The sequence below is a fragment of the Burkholderia sp. HI4860 genome (assembly GCF_002223045.2).
Taxonomy (GTDB): domain Bacteria; phylum Pseudomonadota; class Gammaproteobacteria; order Burkholderiales; family Burkholderiaceae; genus Burkholderia.
Map to the genome: position 1 here is coordinate 1,515,442 of NZ_NKFO02000001.1, position 19,875 is coordinate 1,535,316.

Annotated in this window: 15 protein-coding genes; 10 read left to right on the forward strand and 5 right to left on the reverse strand. The window is 67.3% G+C overall.

What is annotated here, in order from left to right; all coding sequences use genetic code 11:
• The 4 genes from CFB34_RS06790 (at window position 1) to fdhA (ending at window position 5,603) form a co-directional block, all read left to right on the forward strand.
• Entirely contained in the window at window positions 1–939 is a 939-nt protein-coding gene (locus CFB34_RS06790) for a glycosyltransferase family 2 protein (protein ID WP_089441758.1), read from the forward strand.
• An 8-nt stretch (window positions 940–947) separates the two neighbouring features.
• Window positions 948–2,876: an efflux transporter outer membrane subunit gene (locus CFB34_RS06795; protein ID WP_089441759.1), complete on the forward strand. Its 1,929-nt coding sequence runs from the start codon at window positions 948–950 to the stop codon at window positions 2,874–2,876.
• Window positions 2,876–4,066 (forward strand): efflux RND transporter periplasmic adaptor subunit, encoded by a 1,191-nt coding sequence (locus tag CFB34_RS06800; protein WP_089441760.1) that lies wholly within the window; start codon window positions 2,876–2,878, stop codon window positions 4,064–4,066. The genes CFB34_RS06795 and CFB34_RS06800 overlap by 1 nt, the downstream gene beginning before the upstream one ends.
• A gap of 340 nt (window positions 4,067–4,406) precedes the next feature.
• Complete coding sequence (fdhA, locus tag CFB34_RS06805) at window positions 4,407–5,603, forward strand: formaldehyde dehydrogenase, glutathione-independent (RefSeq protein ID WP_027789739.1); 1,197 nt, start codon at window positions 4,407–4,409, stop codon at window positions 5,601–5,603.
• Between the two features lie 141 nt (window positions 5,604–5,744).
• On the opposite strand, the gene CFB34_RS06810 is transcribed toward fdhA, so the two are convergent.
• The gene (locus CFB34_RS06810; protein ID WP_089441761.1) at window positions 5,745–6,767 is read right to left on the reverse strand and encodes a class I fructose-bisphosphate aldolase; all 1,023 of its coding nucleotides are present in this window, start codon (window positions 6,765–6,767) and stop codon (window positions 5,745–5,747) included.
• 381 nt (window positions 6,768–7,148) lie between these two features.
• Here CFB34_RS06810 and CFB34_RS06815 point away from each other — a divergent pair, with 381 nt between their 5' ends.
• On the forward strand, window positions 7,149–8,066 hold the full coding sequence (locus CFB34_RS06815) for a LysR substrate-binding domain-containing protein (RefSeq protein ID WP_089441762.1): 918 nt from the start codon (window positions 7,149–7,151) through the stop codon (window positions 8,064–8,066).
• On the opposite strand, the gene CFB34_RS06820 is transcribed toward CFB34_RS06815, so the two are convergent.
• The 3 genes from CFB34_RS06820 to CFB34_RS06830 form a co-directional block, all read right to left on the reverse strand.
• On the reverse strand, window positions 8,055–8,942 hold the full coding sequence (locus tag CFB34_RS06820) for a DMT family transporter (RefSeq protein ID WP_089441763.1): 888 nt from the start codon (window positions 8,940–8,942) through the stop codon (window positions 8,055–8,057). The two genes, CFB34_RS06815 and CFB34_RS06820, sit on opposite strands and share 12 nt — an antisense overlap.
• Window positions 8,943–9,126: 184 nt before the next feature.
• Window positions 9,127–9,885, reverse strand: a complete 759-nt coding sequence (locus tag CFB34_RS06825; protein ID WP_089441764.1) for a hypothetical protein — start codon at window positions 9,883–9,885, stop codon at window positions 9,127–9,129.
• A 262-nt stretch (window positions 9,886–10,147) separates the two neighbouring features.
• Window positions 10,148–11,569 carry a PLP-dependent aminotransferase family protein gene (locus tag CFB34_RS06830; protein ID WP_089441765.1) on the reverse strand — a complete coding sequence of 474 codons (1,422 nt, stop codon included), beginning with the start codon at window positions 11,567–11,569 and terminating at the stop codon, window positions 10,148–10,150.
• Window positions 11,570–11,841: 272 nt separating this feature from the next.
• Here CFB34_RS06830 and CFB34_RS06835 point away from each other — a divergent pair, with 272 nt between their 5' ends.
• Window positions 11,842–13,254 (forward strand): discoidin domain-containing protein, encoded by a 1,413-nt coding sequence (locus tag CFB34_RS06835; protein WP_089441766.1) that lies wholly within the window; start codon window positions 11,842–11,844, stop codon window positions 13,252–13,254.
• Window positions 13,255–13,312: 58 nt separating this feature from the next.
• Here the strand turns inward: CFB34_RS06835 and CFB34_RS06840 are convergent, their stop codons facing one another.
• Entirely contained in the window at window positions 13,313–14,338 is a 1,026-nt protein-coding gene (locus CFB34_RS06840) for a GlxA family transcriptional regulator (protein ID WP_089441767.1), read from the reverse strand.
• Window positions 14,339–14,785: 447 nt separating this feature from the next.
• Here CFB34_RS06840 and CFB34_RS06845 point away from each other — a divergent pair, with 447 nt between their 5' ends.
• The 4 genes from CFB34_RS06845 (at window position 14,786) to CFB34_RS06860 (ending at window position 19,875) form a co-directional block, all read left to right on the forward strand.
• Window positions 14,786–16,060, forward strand: coding sequence for a serine hydroxymethyltransferase (locus CFB34_RS06845; protein WP_069260596.1), 1,275 nt, complete (start codon window positions 14,786–14,788; stop codon window positions 16,058–16,060).
• A 31-nt stretch (window positions 16,061–16,091) separates the two neighbouring features.
• On the forward strand, window positions 16,092–17,063 hold the full coding sequence (locus CFB34_RS06850) for a dipeptidase (RefSeq protein WP_089441768.1): 972 nt from the start codon (window positions 16,092–16,094) through the stop codon (window positions 17,061–17,063).
• Window positions 17,064–17,201: 138 nt separating this feature from the next.
• Window positions 17,202–17,735, forward strand: coding sequence for a DUF5943 domain-containing protein (locus tag CFB34_RS06855; RefSeq protein WP_006488993.1), 534 nt, complete (start codon window positions 17,202–17,204; stop codon window positions 17,733–17,735).
• Window positions 17,736–17,811: 76 nt separating this feature from the next.
• Entirely contained in the window at window positions 17,812–19,875 is a 2,064-nt protein-coding gene (locus tag CFB34_RS06860; protein ID WP_021160633.1) for an NADH:flavin oxidoreductase, read from the forward strand.

Consider the following 19,875-nt stretch of genomic DNA (forward strand, 5'->3'; position numbering starts at 1 on the left):
ATGACGACACTCGGCGCACTCGTGATCCTGTATCACCCGAGCGATGCCCAGCTCGACGCGCTCCGCGCATGGCGGCACGCGTGCGACGCGCTGCTCGTCGTCGACAATACGCCGCAGCCCGATACGCGGGCCCGCGAGCTGTGCGCGCGCGAAGGCATCGCGCTGCTGCATCACGGCAATCGCGGCGGGATCGCGGGCGCGTACAACGCGGGGCTCGCGGCGCTGTTTCGCGATCGCGTCGATGCCGTCGCGCTGTTCGACCAGGATTCGTCGGTGCCGGCCGCGTATTTCCCCGCGATGCGCGAAGTCTGCGCGGGGCTTGGCGGGCGCGCGTTCCTGGCCGGCCCGCGCATCTTCGACGAAAACGCGCGCAGCTTCCTGCCCGAACTGTCGACCAACGGGATCGGGCTGCGCCGCCTGCGCATCGAGCCGGGCGCGCCGTTGCAGCGCTGCGCGTTCCTGATTTCGTCGGGCTGTGTCGTGTCGCGCGACGCGTTCGACGTGCTCGGCCGCTTCGACGAGACGCTGTTCATCGATCACGTCGATACCGAATACAGTTTCCGCGCGTTGTCGCGCAACGTGCCGCTCTATGTCGTGCCGTCGCTGGTACTGCCGCACCGGATCGGCGCGAAGCAGCGTCATGCGCTTGGCCCTTTTGAAATGACGTCGATGAATCACTCGTGGCAACGGCGCTATTACAGCGCGCGCAATGCGGTGCAGCTCGGGATGCAGTACGGGTTGCGCTTTCCGGTAGCGATCGTGCCGAACCTGTTGACGCTATGGCAGGTCGTGCAGATCGCGCTCGTCGAACGCGACAAGCGCGCGAAGCTCGCCGGCATCCTGTTCGGCGTCGCGGACGGCCTGTTCGGCCGGCTCGGCCCGCTCGAACGCACGCGGCCGCGTCTGGCCGCGCGTGCGCAACGCGTGCAGCAGGGATGAGGGGCGCGATGCGGCGGGTGAATCAAGCGGCGCATGTGGCGCGTGGCGTGAAGGGCGGCTCGATGATGATCGTCGCCGTGGCGGCGTCGCTGGTGTTGAGCGGATGCGTGCCGTCAGGCTTCCTGCCGTCGCTGTCGTTGCGCGCACCGGCCGACGATGCGCTCGTGCACACGGCCGGCCCCGGCGTGAACGGCGCGTGGCCTGCGCCCGACTGGGTGAAGCAGTTGAATGATCCGCAGCTCGACGCGCTGGTGGCCGAGGCTGCGCAAAACAACCCCGACCTGCAGGTCGCGCAGGCGCGGCTGCGGATCGCGCAGGCGCAGCTTCAGCAGTTCGATGCGTTGACGGGGCTGACGGGCACGGCCGGCGCGACGGTCAGCCGCGCGCGGATGCCGAAGCCGGGCGACGACGTCGCCAACGTGTCGGTCAGCGGCTATCGCGTGCCGGTGGAGATCTTCGGCGATCCGAACACCTCGCCGTCGTCGGTGTTCGTCGGGCTGACCTACCAGCTCGACCTGTGGGGCAAGAACCGCGCCGCGACGAAGAGCCTGATGTCGCTGCGCGAAGCGGCGCGGGTCGAGGCCGAGCAGGTGCGGCTCTCGCTGGCGGTCGCGATCGTCACCGTCTACTGCCAGCTCGACCAGGCGTATGCGACGCAGGACCTGCTGCAGCAGAAACTGAAGGTCAGCCAGCGCGTGACGACGGTGCTGCGCGAGCGCACCGCGCGCGGGCTCGACAACGCGTACGACGCGAGCGACGCATCGATCAAGCGCAGCAAGCTGCTCGCGCAGATCGCGATGAACGACGAGCAGATCAAGCTCGCGCAGCTGCAGCTCGGCGTGCTGTCCGGTCGTGGCCCGGAGCGCGGGCTCGCGCTGCAGCGGCCGCGGGTCGGCGCATTGGCGGGCGGCGCGCTGCCCGCGCGGCTGCCGGCCGATCTGCTCGGGCGCCGGCCCGACATCGTCGCCGCGCGCTTGCGTGTCGAAGCCGCGTTCGCGAATGCCGATTCGACGCGCGCCCAGTTCTATCCGGACGTGAACCTCGTCGCGCTCGGCGGCGTGTTCGCGCTCACGCCCGCGTCGCTGTTCTCGCGCGACGCGCTCGCCGGCTCGGTCGGCCCGGCGATCTCGCTGCCGATCTTCGATCGCGGCCGGCTGAAGGCGAAGCTCGGTGCGGATGTCGCGCAGGCCGACGTCGCGATCGGGCTGTACAACAAGACCGTCGACGACGCGCTCGGGCAGGTCGCGCAGTTCGTCACGTCGCTGCAGACGTCGCAGACGCTCGTCGCGCAGCAGCAGGACGCGGTCGCGGCCGCGCAGAAGATCGTCGAGATTGCGACCGACCGGCACCGGCGCGGCGTGCTGATGCAGAAGGACGTGGACGTCGCGGATCTCACGCTGATCGACGAACGCGCGCAGATGATCGCGTTGCTCGGCCGGCAGCGAGCGCTGCGCATCGGGCTCATCGGCGCGCTGGGCGGCGGGTTCGATGCGGGGGCGACGGTTGCGCAGGCGCCGGCCGCGCATCGGGCGCGTGGCGGGGTGGCGAAGCGGGGCGCTTCGACTGCTACGCCCGCGGCGACCGCCGTGGTCGCACTGACGTCACCGACCGCACCGACTGCATCAACTGCATCGACCACACCGACCACGCCGACCACGCCGACCACGCCGACCACGCCGACCCCGAGCCGACCGGTGGCGACGCCGTCGGCCGATGTGCGTGCGGCGAGCGTGGCCGTACCGCTGATCGTCGCTACATCGAATGCGGGTTCCACACGACGCGACGACACGCCACGCACGCCGGCCGCCGCCGCGACGCCTCGCGTCACCCCCGTTCTCGCGCATACGGCCGCGGCGAATCCGGCGCCGAGCCCGTCGGTCATGCCGCCGATCCCCTTGTTCCAGCACGATCGTCTGATCGTTACGCAAAGCGACTGATGCACCACGACAACCTCCATACCGCCGCGCCGCCGGCCGCACTGAACGACCCGGCACTCGACGCGCGCCGCGCGACGCGCCGCAAGCGCTTCATCGCGTTCTTCGCGGTCGTGCTGGTGGCTGCGCTCGCATGGATCGCGTACTGGCTGCTGAGCGATCGCTATTACGAAGACACCGACGACGCGTACGTCGCCGGCAGCATCGTCCAGGTCGCCGCGCAGATCCCCGGATCGGTGACCGACGTCGTGGTGGCCGATACGCAGGCCGTGCGCGCCGGCCAGACCCTCGTGAAGCTCGACGACACCGAGGCGTCCGTCGCGTTCGCGCAGGCGAAGGCGCAGCTTGCACAGGCGGTGCGGCAGGTCGCGAACGCGAAGATCTCGAACACGATGTACGTCGAGGCCGTGAATGCGCGGCGCGCCGACCTGGCGCTCGCGCAGCGCGCGTTCGCCACACGCTCGGGCGCGTCGGTCGAGATCGTCGCGCCCGAGGAACTCGCGCGAGCGCGCGCGGCGGTTGCCGGCGCGCAGGCGAATCTCGCGGCCGCGCAGGCGCAGCTCGATGCGGCACGTGCGCTCGGCACCAAGTTGCCCGTCGAAGAAAACCCGGCGGTCGTGCAGGCGGCCGCGCAGTTCAAGCTCGCGTACCGGAACCTGAAGCGCACGACGATCGTCGCGCCGGTCGACGGCACGATCGGGCAGCGTTCGGTGCAGGTCGGCCAGCAGGTCGGGCCCGGCGTGCCGCTGATGTCGATCGTGCAGCTCAACCAGTTGTGGATCGAGGCGAATTTCAAGGAAGGGCAGATTCGCCACATGCGCATCGGGCAGCCGGTCGAGGTCGTGTCGGACCTGTACGGCTCGCGCGTGACCTATCGCGGCCGCGTGCAGGGCTTCTCGGCGGGCACGGGCAGCGCATTCTCGATGCTGCCGTCGCAGAATGCGGCCGGCAACTGGATCAAGGTCGTGCAGCGCGTGCCGGTCGTGATCGCGCTCGATGCGCGCGATCTGGCCGCGCATCCGCTGCGCGTGGGATTGTCGATGCGCGCGACGGTCGACACGCACGATCGCAACGGCCATGCGCTCGACAGCGAGCCGCCGACGCCGGCCGTCAGCACGCGCGTGCATGACGGCGTCGCGAGCGACGTGGAAAGCGCAGCCGCCGCGATCATCCGCGAAAATCAGGGCGGGTAACGCCAGCCCGAGAGTGGGGGCGGCCGGTTGTCACGACCGGCCTGTCGCCCGGCGCGTTGCGGCGCTCGCTAGCGCCTCCAGCGCCCTCAAGCACCTCCAGCACCTCCAGCACCTCCAGCACCATCACCATCCAGCGCATCACCCCACGCGCCAAACCCTCCCGTCGTTTCCCACCCGACTTTCGCATTTCCGCCATCGATGTCGGCGCCGTTCAAACGCGTGTCGCGTTTGAGACATCGGCGCCCCTGCCTCCGGGACTACTCTCGAACAGCACGTTGCGCGTGCGCCGCATGGCGCCGGCGCGCCGCGGCGCCATCCAACGAGACATGGAGACAATACGATGAGCAGCAATCGAGGTGTCGTCTATCTTGGGCCGGGCCAGGTCGAAGTCCAGAAAATCGATTATCCGAAGATGGTCGACCCGAGCGGCCGCGCGATCGGCCACGGCGTGATCCTGAAAGTGGTGAGCACGAACATCTGCGGTTCCGACCAGCACATGGTGCGCGGCCGCACGACCGCGCCGGTCGGCCTCGTGCTCGGTCACGAGATCACGGGCGAGGTGGTCGAGATCGGCCGCGACGTCGAGACGCTGAAACTCGGCGATCTCGTATCGGTGCCGTTCAACGTGGCTTGCGGCCGCTGTGCGATGTGCAAGGACACGCATACGGGCGTGTGCCTGAACGTGAACCCGTCGCGTGCCGGCGGCGCCTACGGCTACGTCGACATGGGCGGCTGGATCGGCGGCCAGGCCGAGTACGTGCTCGTGCCGTATGCCGATTTCAACCTGCTGAAATTCCCCGATCGCGATCAGGCCATGGCGAAGATCCGCGATCTGACCTGCCTGTCCGACATTCTGCCGACCGGTTATCACGGTGCGGTGAGCGCGGGCGTGAAGCCGGGTTCGACGGTCTACATCGCGGGCGCGGGCCCGGTCGGGATGGCGGCGGCCGCCTCGGCGCGCCTGCTCGGCGCGGCCGTGACGATCGTCGGCGACATGAACGCGGAACGCCTCGCGCACGCGAAGGCGATGGGCTTCGAGACGGTCGACCTGTCGAAGGACGCCTCGCTTGGCGAGCAGATCGAGCAGATCCTCGGCGTGCCCGAGATCGACTGCGCGGTCGACTGCGTCGGCTTCGAGGCGCACGGCCACGGTTCGTCGGGCCATGCGGAGGAAGCGCCCGCGACGGTGCTGAACTCGCTGATGGAAATCACGCGCCCGGCCGGCGCGATCGGCATCCCGGGCCTGTACGTGACGGACGATCCGGGCGCGAAGGACAAGGCCGCGCAGCACGGCAGCCTGAGCATCCGCTTCGGCCTCGGCTGGGCGAAGTCGCACTCGTTCTTCACGGGTCAGACGCCGGTGCTGAAGTACAACCGCAACCTGATGCAGGCGATCCTGTTCGACCGGCTGCCGATCGCGAAGATCGTCAACGTCGAAGTGATTTCGCTCGATCAGGCGCCGGAAGGCTACAAGAAGTTCGACGGCGGCGCGCCGCGTAAATTCGTCATCGACCCGCACGGGTTGCTGGCGGCGTAACGCGACAGAACACCGCGCGGCAATCGAAGGGGCCGAGGCGTGCAAGCGCCCCGGCCCTTTGTGCGTTCGGGACGCGCGCGCTCAGTGCCCGCGATAGCGCCGGGCGAGACGCTCACGCGTGAACGATCGATCGGGTGCCGTTCACGCGGTGCGCTCCATCGCGGCATCGTACTGACCGCAACAGGCCGCACTGTTCAGGCGTGCACGCAGCAGCAGCGCCTCCTGCGCGGCGCGTACGTTGGCCGCCTGTCCTTTCCAAGCGGCCAGCGGCGGCTCCTGCAGTGCGCGTCCATAGGAAAAGCTCAGCACCCACGGCCGCCCGTCAACGCGATTCATCGCGTCGAGATGCGCGGTCGCTTCCTCGGGCGTCTGTCCGCCGGACAGGAAGAAGATGCCGGGCACTTCGGCCGGCACGATGCTGCGCAACAGGCGCACCGTGGCTTCGGCGACTTCGGCGGGGGCCGGCTGTTCGGCGTGCGTGCTGCCCGCGACGACCATGCTCGGTTTGAGCAACATGTGCGCCAGCACGACCCGGTGCCGGTGCAGCGCGTTGAACACGGCGTGCAGCACGGCGTCGGTCACTTGCGCGCAGCGGCCGATCGAATGATCGCCGTCCATCAGCACTTCCGGCTCGACGATCGGCACGACGCCGGCCTCCTGGCAGATCGCCGCATAGCGCGCCAGCGCTTCGGCATTGGCTTCGATCGCCGCATGGCCCGGCAGCGTGGCGGACACGTTGTACACCGCGCGCCATTTCGCGAACCGCGCGCCCTGCCGATGGTAGCCGTCGAGGCGCGCGGCAAGCCCGTCGAGCCCTTGCGTGATTTCGTCGCCGGGCGCGAGCGCGAGCGGAATCTTGCCCGCGTCGACCTTGATGCCCGGCACGATCTGCTGGCGAGCGGCGAGTTCGGGCAACGGCGTGCCATCGTCCGCACATTGCCCGAGCGTCTCTTCATACAGGATCACGCCGCTGACGAATTCGCCGAGGCCCGGCGTCGACAGCAACAGGGTGCGCCATGCGCGGCGGTTCGCTTCGGTCGATTCGACCGCGATCGTCTTGAAGCGCTTCGCGATGGTCGGCCCGCTTTCGTCGGCCGCCAGCAAGCCTTTGCCATCCTGAACGAGTGCCTGGATCGTCGCCTGGAGTGTGCTCTCGGTGCTCATGGAATTCCTCCGCTCAAACCGCCACGCGGCCGGGGCGACCGCACTCTGTTCACTTCGTCGCGGTCGTCGCGCCGCCTTCCGATTTCATTCTTTGTCGCGCGCCGGCCGGAACGCAAGGCGCGTGCTCGGGCGCATCGTTCGTGCCCGGGGGCTCGTGCGTGACGGGCTGGCGTTCGACGCGTGTGACGCGCAGCGCGAAACGGGCCGTGCCGGAAACGGGCCGCCCGTTTTTTGCCGGGAAGGCGCAGGGGGAGAGTCGGCGCCGCATACGTTCGCACAGCCCGGAACACGAGCGCCCCGCCATCCCGGGTACGCGCAATTGCTGCGATAATCATCGCCCGTTCCCGACCCCATCGCCACCGTTCGGCGGCGTATCCACGGATGGCCAAGTCACTTCCCCTCGCAGCGTTGCACACGTTCGTCGAAGTGGCGCGCTGCGGCAGCATGAAACAGGCGGCCGACCAGCTCTGCATTTCGCCGGGCGCCGTCAGCCAGCATGTCCGCAATCTCGAGGATCGCCTCGCCGTGCGGCTGTTCGAGCGCACTGGCCGCGAACTCGAGCTGACCGGCACGGGCCGCGCGCTGTTCGACCAGCTTGCCGGCGGCTTTAACGAAATCGAGGCCGCATGGGCGAACGTGCACGGGGCGAACCGGCGCATCGTCCGCCTCGCGGTGACGACCACCGCGTCCTTCGCGAACACGTGGCTCGTGCAGCGCCTCGGCGCATTCAATGCCGCTTACCCCGACATCGAAATCACCGTCGAAACGCGCGCGCAGCTGGTCGACCTGCGGCGCGACTATGTCGACGTCGCGATCCGGCACGGATTGGGCCACTATCCCGGGCACGCATCGTTCCGCATCTGGACCCCCGAGCTGTGGCCCGTCTGCAGCCCGCAACTGCTCGATCCCGCTCGCCCGATCGCCGCGCCGGCCGACTGCCTGTCGTATCCGCTGCTGCAGGACGCGGATCGCGCCGACTGGGCGCTGTGGCTGCGCGCGCAGGGAATCGAGGATCCTCGTGCGCCGCGCGGCGCGAGCTTCAGCGAGGATGCGTTGTTGATCAAGGCGGCGGTCGCCGGGCAGGGCGTGGCGCTGGTGCGCGACATCTATGCGCGGGACGAAGTCGCGGCCGGCCGGCTGGTTCGCGTGCTCGCACGGCCCTGGCCGACCGAGTTGTCCTATTACGTCGTGTGCAGCGAAGCGCGCCAGCACGAGTGGAAGATCGCCGCGTTCCGCGACTGGCTCGCGAGCGAGATCGGCGGCTGCGACGACGACGGCCCGCGCGATCTACTGGCGTGACCCGCGCACGGTGGCGGGCGTGAAGCCCTTGAGCTTGCCGGTCGCGAGCGCGGTGCCGAGCAGGATGATCGCGCACCCGGCGAGCGTCTGCACAGTGACGGTCTCGTGCAGGAAGATCGCGCCCCATACGACACCGAAGATCGGAATCAGGAACGTGACCGACGCCGCATACTGCGCGCCCGCGTTGCGGATCAGCCCGAAATACAGCAGATAGGCGACGGCCGTGCAGATCGCACCCAGCAGCACCACCGCGATCCACGCGGAGGGTTGCACGGGCCCGTGCGGCCACATCGGCAGCGCGAGCGGCACGAGCGCGACCGCCGCGAACAACTGGCTGCCGAACGCCGACACGAACGGCCTGACGTTCGCCAGCCTGCGCTTCGAGTAATGCGCGGCAAAGCCGTACGACAGCGTCGCGAGCATCGCCGCGGCGATCGCGCGCGATGCGCCGGGCGTGCCGGCGCCGACGGCCGAACCGGCGAGCACGACAACACCGGCAAAGCCCAGCGCGAGGCCGAGCGCCTGCGGTTTCGTCAGCGGCGCACGCAGCCACACGTACGCGACGATCGCGGTCCATAGCGGCGTCGTCGCATTCAGGATCGAATCGGTGCCGGCCGACACGAACAGCGCCGCGTAGGTCAGCAGGCAGAACGGCAGCGCCGAGTTCGTGATGCCGACGACGAACAGCGGCACGGCATGCGAGCGGAATTCCTGTCGCGCCCGCGCGTTGCGCAGCACCGGCGACAACAGCACGGCCGCGATCGCGACGCGCAGCGCGATCAGCGGGACGACGCCGAATTCCGGTGCGCCCATGCGCATGAACAGGAAGGACGCGCCCCAGATGGCGGCCAGGGTCACGAGCTGTAGTGCATTCATCGACGACTCCGTTCGGTGGATCAGGCGGCCGGCCGGAACGCAATACACGAGATGCGAGATGCGCCGGCGCGGGCGAATGACCCATTGAACGTCACGCGTGGGTCGCGACGCAAACGAGGTTTTGCGAGGGGCGGTTTAGAAAAATGAATCGACGAACGCGCCTGCGTGCGCTATGCCTGCGCGCTCAGTGGCCGCGATAGAGCTGCGCGATTTGCTGCGTATTGCTGGCGGCGCGTCGCGTGCGTGCGGTGTGCGTGCTCACGCGGTGGATGGTGTGTGGACGATGCGCGGCACCGTGATTGCCGTTCCAGCCCGCGAGGCGAACCGTGGCGGCGGAGTGCGACCGGTCGGGTGCGCGCATGGCCGGCGCCGCTCGCGCGACTGCCGTCCGTCCCGCCGGTGCACGGGCGGCTTCCGGGCCCGGGCTGCCCGGTCGGGCGACCGCCGCCTGCGTTCCGTCAGTCGAATGAAACGGATAGACGGGGGCGGGCAAGACCGGCAGCACGGGGTCGTTCGATGCGTACGGGGCGGCATCGCTCGCCATCGCGCGCGAATCATTCGAACCGCGACAGGCCGGATCGGCCTTGCAGGTCCGGTCGACCACCACATAGCCGCCGACCAGCAGCACGAGTGTCAGGATGCTCAGGATCGGCGCGGTCGATGCGCGAGGTTGCTGGAGCGCCGCGTTGCGAAGCGCGCGCGTGATGCGCGACGACCACGTGTGAGCGGCGTGCGGAGCAGGCGTGGCATCCGGTGCGCGGGAGATCGAATCGAACGGCCAGTTCCGCCGTCCGCAGTCGGGGCAGTGCTCGAGCGCACGGAAGGCCATGAAGCCGCATGCCCTGCAGCGGAAGCTGGCGGTGCGTCGCGCGTGCGCTCGCGCGTTCAGGATCGCGCGCCAGTCGTCGCGTGCGCGAATTGTACGGTTGAGGAGGACTCGCATCGCTGGAAGCGGGTGGGCGCCGTCAACGACGCGAACGTGCGCCGGGCGTCATGAGCCGTTCCGGCACGGCGGCCGATCGGCCCGTGCCGGAATGCAGTGGAGCGTACCTCGTCGACTGTCGTTCGCATGCGGTGTTCATGGATTCTCCGTGACATCGGGTGCGCGGAACACATTCGTCCGTGATGGCCTACCGATTCATTTTTGGTCGCTGGCGCGTGAAACGCAAGGCACAAACAGGCTGTCGTGAGGCGTCGGTTCCGCGCTAACCGTCCCGCCGCTGCCGGGTCGCGAGCGTCCCGATGGTCTCCATCGCGTGTTCGACGGCCGGCGTCCACGGCCGGCCGTAGTTGAGCCGAAGAAAGCGGCGAAATCCGCCGGTCGCGGAAAAGATCGGCCCCGGCGCGATGCTGACGCCGCTTTCCATCGCATCGCCGAACAGGTGCATCGCATCCACGCGCGGCGGCAGTTCGATCCACAGGAAATACCCGCCGCGCGGCGCGAACACTTCGGTGCCGGCCGGAAAATACGCGCGCACGGCCGCCAGCATCTGTGCCTGGTGCGCGGCAAGATTGCGACGCAGCTTGCGCAGGAAGCGGTCGTACGCGCCGTCGCGCAGGTAGCTCGAAATCGCCATCTGCGCAGGCACGTCAGCTGCTGGCGCGCTGGCGCCCTTGGCCTGACGAATTTGCCGCACGTAGCGCCCGGCCGCGACCCAGCCGATCCGAAACCCGGGCGCGAGGCATTTCGAGAACGAGCCGCAATGCAGGACGAGACCGCTGTCGTCGTACAGCTTCGCGGGACGCGTGGGTGCCGTGCCGAAATGCAGCTCGCCGTAGACGTCGTCCTCGATCAGCGGCACGTTGCGTGCCGCGAGCAGGTCGATCAGTGCGCGCTTGCGCTCGTCGGTCAGCGTCGCGCCGGTCGGGTTGTGAAACGACGTCATGAACCAGCACGCGCGCACCGGATGCGTGTCGAGCGCTTTCGCGAGCGCGTCGAGATCGAGGCCGGTGCGCGGGTCGACCGGAATCTCGACGGCCTTCAGGTGCAGGCGCTGCACGGCCTCCAGGACCGCATGAAACGCCGGTCGCTCGATCGCGACGATATCGCCGGGGCGTGTCAGCGCCTGCAGGCTGAGCGTCAGCGCTTCGAGCGCACCGGTCGTGATGACGATCTCGTCCATCGGCAACGCCGCGCCCGCAATCAGGTAGCGCAGCGCAATCTGGCGGCGCAGCCCGTCATGGCCGGGCGGTGCGCCGGACAGCAGGGCCGTGCGATCCATGTTGCGGGCCGCCGACGCCATCGCGCGCCACAGGCTGCTCATCGGGAACAGCGAATAGCTGGCGAAGGCCGAGCCGAGCGGGACGATGTCCTCGCATCTGAGCGAGTCAAGCAGCCGGAACAACGTATCGCCGTTGCCCGCGGGCGGGGCGGCCGGCTTGCGCGGCGGTTCGTGGCCGAACCGCACGTGCTTGTCTTCGAGGTTCGCAACGAAATAGCCGGATCGTGCACGCGCGACGATCAGGCCCTCGCTTTCGAGCGCGTAGTACGCGCGAAACACGGTGGAAGGACTCACGCCATATGCGCGGCACGCGGCGCGCACGGTGGGGATGCGCGTACCGGGGGCCAGATCTCCCCGCCGGATCGACTCGGAAATCGTCCGGGCGAGCATCGCATAACGCTTCATGCCTGCCTCAAGTCGAGCAACTTTGTGCCGAAAAAGAGTAGCACGGCGCGCGCTGCGCCACAGGTCGTTATCCGTGATCCGCTCGTTTTTCACGCGCACTGATCCTGTTTTTCAGCGCGATGCGCTGGCATGCTTTCGCCCCTCGAGCAATCCTTGTTCCCGACATTGACCGATACGGAATTCACGCTGTCCGCCGGCTGATCCGTGCCCCGTGCGCCTGTGCGTGCGAGGTCTAGTCAGCGGTGTCATGACCCTAACCGGAAACCTACAGCGTGAAATTGAACACTCTCGTCGCGGGCCTCGTGGCCGGCGTTGCCCTCAACCTCCTCGGCGGCGCCGCGCAGGCCGCCTGCATCAGCAATCCCCCGACGCAATCCAACGCGACGTTCCCCGCCGCACTGACCGGCAAGCTCGTCTATCACAGCTACGTCAAGTACGGCGACGGCACGAGCCAGCTGTTCCTGTACGACTTCTCGGCTCATACGCTGACGCAACTGAGCAAGAGCGCATGGGGCATCACCGATCCGATGAACGGCGTGTTCAGCCCCGACGGCAAGTGGCTCGCGTTCATGGGCATCAGCAACGGCGCATGGAACGTGTTCATGCTGCAGCTCGGCGCCGGCACGCCGCCCGTCAACCTGACCAACAGCACGGGCGCCACGCGCAACGAGGATCCGAAATTCAGCACGGACGGCAAGACGCTCGTGTTCAAGCAGAACGGCGACGTCAAGCAGGCGACGCTGTCGTACACGAGCGCGGGCCCGGTGTTCACGTCGGTCGTGAGCCTGACGAACGCCCCCTCCGGCGCCGAATACTCGATGCCGTTCCTCGCGCCCGACGCGAGCGCCGTGTACTACGCGACCGGCACCGGCGCGAACATGGGGCTGATGAAGCGCACGCTCGCGACCGGCGCGACTGCGGTGTTCGACGCCCCGGCCGGACTGCAGACGTACTACCCGATCGTGCGTGGAGACGGCATGGTGTTCTACGCGCGCTGGAAAGACAGCGGCCAGGCCGACCAGATCTATACGAAGACGGCGGACCCGGCGTCGACGCCGAACGCGTTGCCGATCAACGACTGCGTGAGCAACAACTCGGATCCGGCGCCGGTGAGCGGCACCAACTACGTGTTCTTCTCGTCGACGACGGCGGGCGGCTATCAGCTCTACGTCGGTGACGTGACGACCGGCCAGCGCTGGAGCCTGTCGCCGTTCGGCGTGAACGCCGACACGACCAAAGCCAAGCTCGGGTCGAGCTACTACGGCGGCCCGGCCGCCGCGCAGCCGACGCTGCTGTCGCAGGGTCGTCCGGCTGCCGCGTCGGCGAGCTACAACGCATCGCTCACGCCCGACAAGGCGTTCGACGGCAACACCACGAGCACGCGCTGGGATTCGCCGGAAGGCGCGGGCGTCGATCCGCAATGGATCTCCGTGGATCTCGGTGCGACGAAGACGATCAGCAGCATCGATCTCTACTGGGATGCGGGTGCGCTCGTCTACCAGATCCAGACGTCGAACGACAATGCGAACTGGACGACGATCTACTCGACGAACAACGGCGTGTCGTATGGCCATGTGACGCTGCCGAACCTGAACGGGCATGGCCGCTACGTGCGGATGTATGGCACGAAGCGCGCGACGCCGTGGGGGTATTCGCTCGACGAAATGCAGGTGTGGGGATCGTAAGCGCAAAGAAAAAAGCGACCTTCGAGGTCGCTTTTTTTTGCATCAAGCGCGGCGCGGATCACGCATGCAGCACATGCGCCGGAAAGGCGGGGCTGGCGCTCACCGCACCCTGCGCAAGCGGCGCCACCTGCTTGCGGCGCTCGCGGGTCGGCGCGACGCCGAACGCGTCGCGATAGCTCTTGCTGAAATGGCACGCCGACTGGAAGCCGCACGCCATCGTGATGTGCATGATCGACATGTCGGTCTGCAGCAGCAGTTCGCGCGCGCGGCGCAACCGTAGCGTCAGGTAGTAGTGCGTCGGCGTCATGCCGAGGTGTTCGCGGAACAGGCGCTGCAGTTGCCGCTGCGACATGTTCGCGAGCCGCGCGAGTTCCTCGCGTGACAGCGGCTCCTCGATGTTGTTCTCCATCAGCGAGATCACTTCGAACAGCGACTTGTTCGCGGAGCCGAGGCGCGCGACGAGCGGCATGCGCTGCTGCGCGCTCGTGTCGCGCACGTGCTCGACGATGAACTGCTCGGCGATCTGCGTGACGCGCGCGGTGCCCACGCGCGCGGCGATCAGGTTCAGCATCATGTCGAGCGGCGCGACGCCGCCCGTACACGTGATGCGGTCGCGGTCGATCACGAACAGTTCCTTCAGGAAGCGCGTGTCCGGAAACTCTTCCTTCAGCGCCGACATGTTTTCCCAGTGGATCGCGCACGCGTAGCCCGCGAGCAGCCCCGACTTCGCGAGCGCATAGGTGCCCGTGCACAGGCTGCCGAGCGGGATGCCCGCGCGCGCGAAGCGGCGCAGCGTCGACAGATGGGCGGGCGTGGTCGCGCGCTGCACGTCGACGCCGCCGCACACGAACACGATGTCGGGCTGCCCCACGCATTCGGCCGGGCCGGTGTCGACCGTCAGGCCGTTGCTCGCGGTGACCGGGCCGCCATCCGGGCTGATGACCGACCAGCGATAGAGCGGCTGGCCGCTCAGGTAGTTCGCCATCCGAAGCACCTCGATCGCATTGGTGAACGCGATCATCGTGAAGTTCGGTAACGGCATGAACGCGAAGTGGGACAGCGACGCTGTGCGGTCGGGCGACATGGGGAGCGTTCCTAGAATCTCTAATAGCTTTACGCCCGGGGGCACCGATCGGGCTGCGATATTGTGTGAGCCAGCGCAACAAGCGTGCCATACGGCTAAACCCTAGATCCATACGTTGTCTGGCTGAAAGCGGCATGCTGCACTGCACCGTATCCGTGACGGGTTGCACCCCGACCGGGCGGCAATCGCACCGCCGGCGTGCCTGTTCATAGGTGAACTGGCTCGACCACTTTTGTTGGTCATCCGAAAAAGCACGACCGGTCACTTGTATAAAACGGACGCGGATGGCGGAAAAGGCAAAGAACGCGTCTAAATTCATCAATCCGCCGAAAATCCGAACGACAAGAATAGAGCCGTCGGCAGCCTTGTACGGGACGAGCGGGAAACCCAGGCAGGGCGGGCCTTGAGCTTCGGTTTCAGCCCCTTATTCTTCGTCACGGACGCACTATGTCGAACACCCAGCCTTTCTTCTCGCAGTCCCTCGCCGAGCGCGACGCGCCGGTGCGCAGCGCCATCCTGAAGGAACTCGAGCGTCAGCAGTCGCAGGTCGAGCTGATCGCGTCGGAAAACATCGTGTCGCGCGCCGTGCTCGAGGCGCAGGGCTCGGTGCTGACCAACAAGTACGCGGAAGGCTATCCGGGCAAGCGCTATTACGGCGGCTGCGAATTCGCGGATGAAGTCGAGGCGCTGGCAATCGAGCGCGTCAAGCAGATCTTCAATGCCGGCTATGCGAACGTGCAGCCGCACTCGGGCGCGCAGGCGAACGGCTCGGTGATGCTCGCGCTGGCCAAGCCGGGCGACACGGTGCTCGGCATGTCGCTCGACGCCGGCGGCCACCTGACGCACGGCGCGAAGCCGGCGCTGTCGGGCAAGTGGTTCAACGCCGTGCAGTACGGCGTGAACCGCGACACGATGCGGATCGACTACGACCAGGTCGAGGCGCTCGCGCACGAGCACAAGCCGAACCTGATCATCGCCGGCTTCTCGGCCTACCCGCGTGCGCTTGACTTCGCGCGCTTCCGTGCGATCGCCGACAGCGTCGGCGCGAAGCTGATGGTCGACATGGCGCACATCGCCGGCGTGATCGCCGCGGGGCGCCACGCGAACCCGGTCGAGCATGCGCACGTCGTCACGTCGACCACCCACAAGACGCTGCGCGGCCCGCGCGGCGGCTTCGTGCTGACCAACGACGAAGACATCGCGAAGAAGATCAACTCGGCCGTGTTCCCCGGCCTGCAGGGCGGCCCGCTGATGCACGTGATCGCCGGCAAGGCCGTCGCGTTCGGCGAAGTGCTGCACGCGGACTTCAAGACCTACATCGACAACGTGCTCGCGAACGCGCAGGCGCTCGGCGAAGTGCTGAAGGCGGGCGGCGTCGATCTCGTCACGGGCGGCACCGACAACCACCTGCTGCTGGTCGACCTGCGTCCGAAGGGCCTGAAGGGCGCGCCGGTCGAGCAGGCGCTGGAGCGCGCGGGCATCACCTGCAACAAGAACGGCATTCCGTTCGACACCGAGAAGCCGACCGTCACGTCGGGCATCCGCCTCGGGACGCCGGCCGGCACGACGCGCGGCTTCGGCGTCGCGGAATTCCGCGAGGTGGGGCGCCTGATCCTGGAAGTGTTCGATGCGCTGCGCGCGAACCCGGAAGGCGACCACGCGACCGAACAGCGCGTGCGCCGCGAGATCTTCGCGTTGTGCGAACGCTTCCCGATCTATTGATCCCACCGACCCGACAATACTGGAGCAACACATGAGCACGCTGCATCAAGACAGCATCATCATCGACGGGCTGAACATCTCGAAGTTCGAGAAGCCGGTGTTCGAAGACATGCGCAAGGGTGGCATCACGGCCGCGAACTGCACGGTGTCGGTATGGGAGAACTTCACCAAGACCGTCGACAACATCGGCGTGATGAAGAAGAAGATCCGCGACAACAGCGAGCTGCTGACGCTGGTGCGCACGACGGAAGACATCTTCCGCGCGAAGAAGGAAGACAAGACCGGCGTGATCCTCGGCTTCCAGAATGCGCATGCGTTCGAGGACAACATCGGCTACATCGAAGCGTTCGCCGACATGGGCGTGCGCGTCGTGCAGCTCTGCTACAACACGCAGAACCTCGTCGGCACCGGTTGCTACGAACGTGACGGCGGGCTGTCGGACTTCGGCCGCGAAGTGATCACCGAGATGAACCGCGTCGGCATCATGGTCGACCTGTCGCACGTGGGCGGCAATACGTCGTCGGAAGCGATCGCGTTCTCGAAGAAGCCGGTGTGCTACTCGCACTGCCTGCCGTCGGGCCTGAAGGAACATCCGCGCAACAAGAGCGACGAGCAGCTGAAGGAGATCGCCGATGCGGGCGGCTTCGTCGGCGTGACGATGTTCGCGCCGTTCCTCAAGCGCGGGATCGAAGCGAACATCGACGACTACATCGAGGCGATCGACTACGTCGTGAACCTGATCGGCGAGGATGCGGTCGGCATCGGCACGGACTTCACGCAGGATTACGCGAAGGAATTCTTCGACATGCTGACGCATGACAAGGGCCGCTATCGCCAGCTGACGAACTTCGGCAAGGTGATCAACCCGGACGGCATCCGCACGATCGGCGAATTCCCGAACCTGACGGCCGCGATGGAACGCCACGGCTGGAAGGAGTCGCGTATCCGCAAGATCATGGGCGAGAACTGGGTGCGCGTGTTCAAGAACGTGTGGGGCGCATAAGCGCCGCGAACGCCGCCCCTTTCAGCGATTCAACATTAAAAGAAATCGGGACGTGCCCGTGCAAGCCGCACGGGCGCGCGGACGATGTCGCGCCGGTGCACTGAGCCGCGCGGCCACTTTCCTCACGGAGTCACCACGATGCAACCGCAACTGCCGATCAACGTCGATCCCGATACCGGCGTCTGGACCACCGACGCGCTGCCGATGCTGTACGTGCCGCGCCACTTCTTCACGAACAACCACGTCGCCGTCGAGGAAGCGCTCGGCGTCGAGGCGTATGCCGAGATCCTGTACAAGGCCGGCTACAAGTCCGCCTACCACTGGTGCGACAAGGAAGCGAAGCTGCACGGCCTGACCGGCATGGCCGTGTTCGAGCACTACCTGAAGCGCCTGTCGCAGCGCGGCTGGGGCCTGTTCTCGATCATCGAGGCCGACCCGGCAAGCGCGCGCGCGAAGATCGAGCTGCGTCACTCGTCGTTCGTGCTCCAGCAGCCGGGCAAGGAAGGCAAGCTCTGCTACATGTTCGCGGGCTGGTTCGCCGGCGCGATGGACTGGGTCAACGACACGACGCCGGAAGGCAAGGGCGCGCCGCGTGCGCAGTCGAAGGAAGTGCAGTGCGCGGCCGAGCATCACGACCACTGCGTCTTCGAAGTGTCGCCGATCGCGCACTGAAGCCCTGACGCACGGATTTACCGAAACACAAAAACACCCGCAACACGAGACATTCGAACGCCAGAGGTCGCCAGCGATGCGTTATCCCCACCTGTTCAAACCCATGCAGCTGAACCAGCTGACGCTGCGCAACCGGATCGTCAGCACCGCGCATGCGGAGGTGTATGCCGAGCCGGGCGGCCTGCCGGGCGACCGCTATATCCGCTACTACGAAGAAAAGGCGAAGGGCGGCGTGGGCCTCGCGATCTGCGGCGGGTCGAGCCCGGTGTCGATCGACAGCCCGCAGGGCTGGTGGAAATCGGTGAACCTGTCGACCGACAAGATCATCGATCCGCTCACGCGCCTCGCCGACACGATGCACAAGCACGGCGCGAAGATCATGATCCAGGCGACGCACATGGGCCGCCGCTCGTCGTTCCACGGCGAGCACTGGCCGCACCTGATGTCGCCGTCGGGCGTGCGCGAACCCGTGCACCGCGGCAACGCGAAGATCATCGAGATCGAGGAAATCCGCCGCATCATCGGCGACTTCGCGGCCGCCGCGAAGCGCGTGAAGGCGGCCGGCATGGACGGCATCGAAATCTCGGCCGCCCACCAGCACCTGATCGACCAGTTCTGGAGCAAGCGCTCGAACCACCGCACCGACGAATGGGGCGGCAGCCTGGAGAACCGGCTGCGCTTCGGCATCGAAGTGCTGACGGCCGTGCGCGAGGCGGTCGGCAAGGATTTCTGCGTCGGCCTGCGCATGTGCGGCGACGAATTCCACGAGGACGGCCTCGATCACGAAGCGCTGAAGGAAATCGCGCAGGCGATGTCGGAGACGGGCCTGATCGACTACCTGAGCGTGGTCGGCTCGGGCGGCGACACGCACAACACGATCGCCAACTGCATGCCGCCGATGGCGCTGCCGCCGGAGCCGTTCGTGCACCTCGCGGCCGGCATCAAGTCGGTCGTGAAGATTCCGGTGATGCACGCGCAGAGCATCCGCGATGCGGGCCAGGCCGAGCGCCTGCTCGCGACCGGCATGATCGACCTGGTCGGCATGACGCGCGCGCAGATCGCCGATCCGCACATGGTGATCAAGATCCGCGACGGCCGCGAAGACGAAATCAAGCAGTGCGTCGGCGCGAACTACTGTATCGACCGCCAGTACAACGGCCTCGACGTGCTGTGCATCCAGAACGCGGCGACCTCGCGCGAAGCGACGATGCCGCACATCATCGAGAAGTCGCGCGGCCCGAAGCGCAAGGTCGTGGTGGTCGGCGCGGGCCCCGCAGGGCTCGAGGCCGCACGTGTCGCGAAGCTGCGCGGCCATGATGTGGTGCTGTTCGAGAAGAATGCCGAAGTGGGCGGTCAGGTGATGATCGCCGCGAAGGCGCCGCAGCGCGAACAGATGTCGGGGATCATCCGCTGGTTCGACATGGAAACGAAACGCCTGGGCGTCGATCGCCGCCTCGGCGTGGCCGCCGACGAGAAGATGATCATGGCCGAGAAGCCGGACATCGTCGTGCTCGCGACGGGCGGGTCGAGCTTCACGTGGCAGGTGCCGGGCTGGGGCGTGGCCGAGGGGCTGGCCGTCAGCTCGTGGGACATCCTGACCGGCAAGGTCGAGCCGAAGCAGAACGTGCTGCTGTTCGACGGCGTGAGCACGCATGCGGGCGCCGGCGTGGCCGACTTCATGGCGAGCCGCGGCTCGAAGGTCGAGGTCGTCACGCCGGACGTGAAGGTCGCCGACGATTGCGGCGGCACGACGTTCCCGATCTTCTATCGCCGCCTGTATGCATTCGGCGTGATCCCGACGCCGAACACGATGCTCGATCGCGTCTACGAAGAGGACGGCAAGCTGATTGCCGTGCTGCGCAACGAGTACACGGAAGAGCTGGAAGAGCGCGCGGTCGATCAGGTGGTGATCGAGAACGGCTCGTCGCCGAACGACGAGCTGTACTGGAAGCTCAAGCCGGAATCGGTGAACCGTGGCCAGATCGATCCGCACACGCTGTTCGCGGCCGAGCCGCAACCGTGCCTGTCGGAAGAGCTCGGCAACGGCCGCTTCCTGCTGTTCCGCGTCGGCGATTGCATCTCGATGCACAACGTCCACGGTGCGATCTACGACTCGCTGCGTCTCGTGAAGGATTTCTAA

Coding starts and splice junctions, on each gene's coding strand:
- CFB34_RS06810 (WP_089441761.1), bottom strand. CDS start 6,767: ATGAGCACCGAGAGCACACTCCAGGCGACGATCCAGGCACTCGTTCAG.
- CFB34_RS06795 (WP_089441759.1), top strand. CDS start 948: ATGCGGCGGGTGAATCAAGCGGCGCATGTGGCGCGTGGCGTGAAGGGC.
- CFB34_RS06845 (WP_069260596.1), top strand. CDS start 14,786: ATGTCGAACACCCAGCCTTTCTTCTCGCAGTCCCTCGCCGAGCGCGAC.
- CFB34_RS06830 (WP_089441765.1), bottom strand. CDS start 11,569: ATGAAGCGTTATGCGATGCTCGCCCGGACGATTTCCGAGTCGATCCGG.
- CFB34_RS06790 (WP_089441758.1), top strand. CDS start 1: ATGACGACACTCGGCGCACTCGTGATCCTGTATCACCCGAGCGATGCC.
- fdhA (WP_027789739.1), top strand. CDS start 4,407: ATGAGCAGCAATCGAGGTGTCGTCTATCTTGGGCCGGGCCAGGTCGAA.
- CFB34_RS06850 (WP_089441768.1), top strand. CDS start 16,092: ATGAGCACGCTGCATCAAGACAGCATCATCATCGACGGGCTGAACATC.
- CFB34_RS06820 (WP_089441763.1), bottom strand. CDS start 8,942: ATGAATGCACTACAGCTCGTGACCCTGGCCGCCATCTGGGGCGCGTCC.
- CFB34_RS06840 (WP_089441767.1), bottom strand. CDS start 14,338: ATGTCGCCCGACCGCACAGCGTCGCTGTCCCACTTCGCGTTCATGCCG.
- CFB34_RS06860 (WP_021160633.1), top strand. CDS start 17,812: ATGCGTTATCCCCACCTGTTCAAACCCATGCAGCTGAACCAGCTGACG.
- CFB34_RS06815 (WP_089441762.1), top strand. CDS start 7,149: ATGGCCAAGTCACTTCCCCTCGCAGCGTTGCACACGTTCGTCGAAGTG.
- CFB34_RS06800 (WP_089441760.1), top strand. CDS start 2,876: ATGCACCACGACAACCTCCATACCGCCGCGCCGCCGGCCGCACTGAAC.
- CFB34_RS06855 (WP_006488993.1), top strand. CDS start 17,202: ATGCAACCGCAACTGCCGATCAACGTCGATCCCGATACCGGCGTCTGG.
- CFB34_RS06825 (WP_089441764.1), bottom strand. CDS start 9,885: ATGCGAGTCCTCCTCAACCGTACAATTCGCGCACGCGACGACTGGCGC.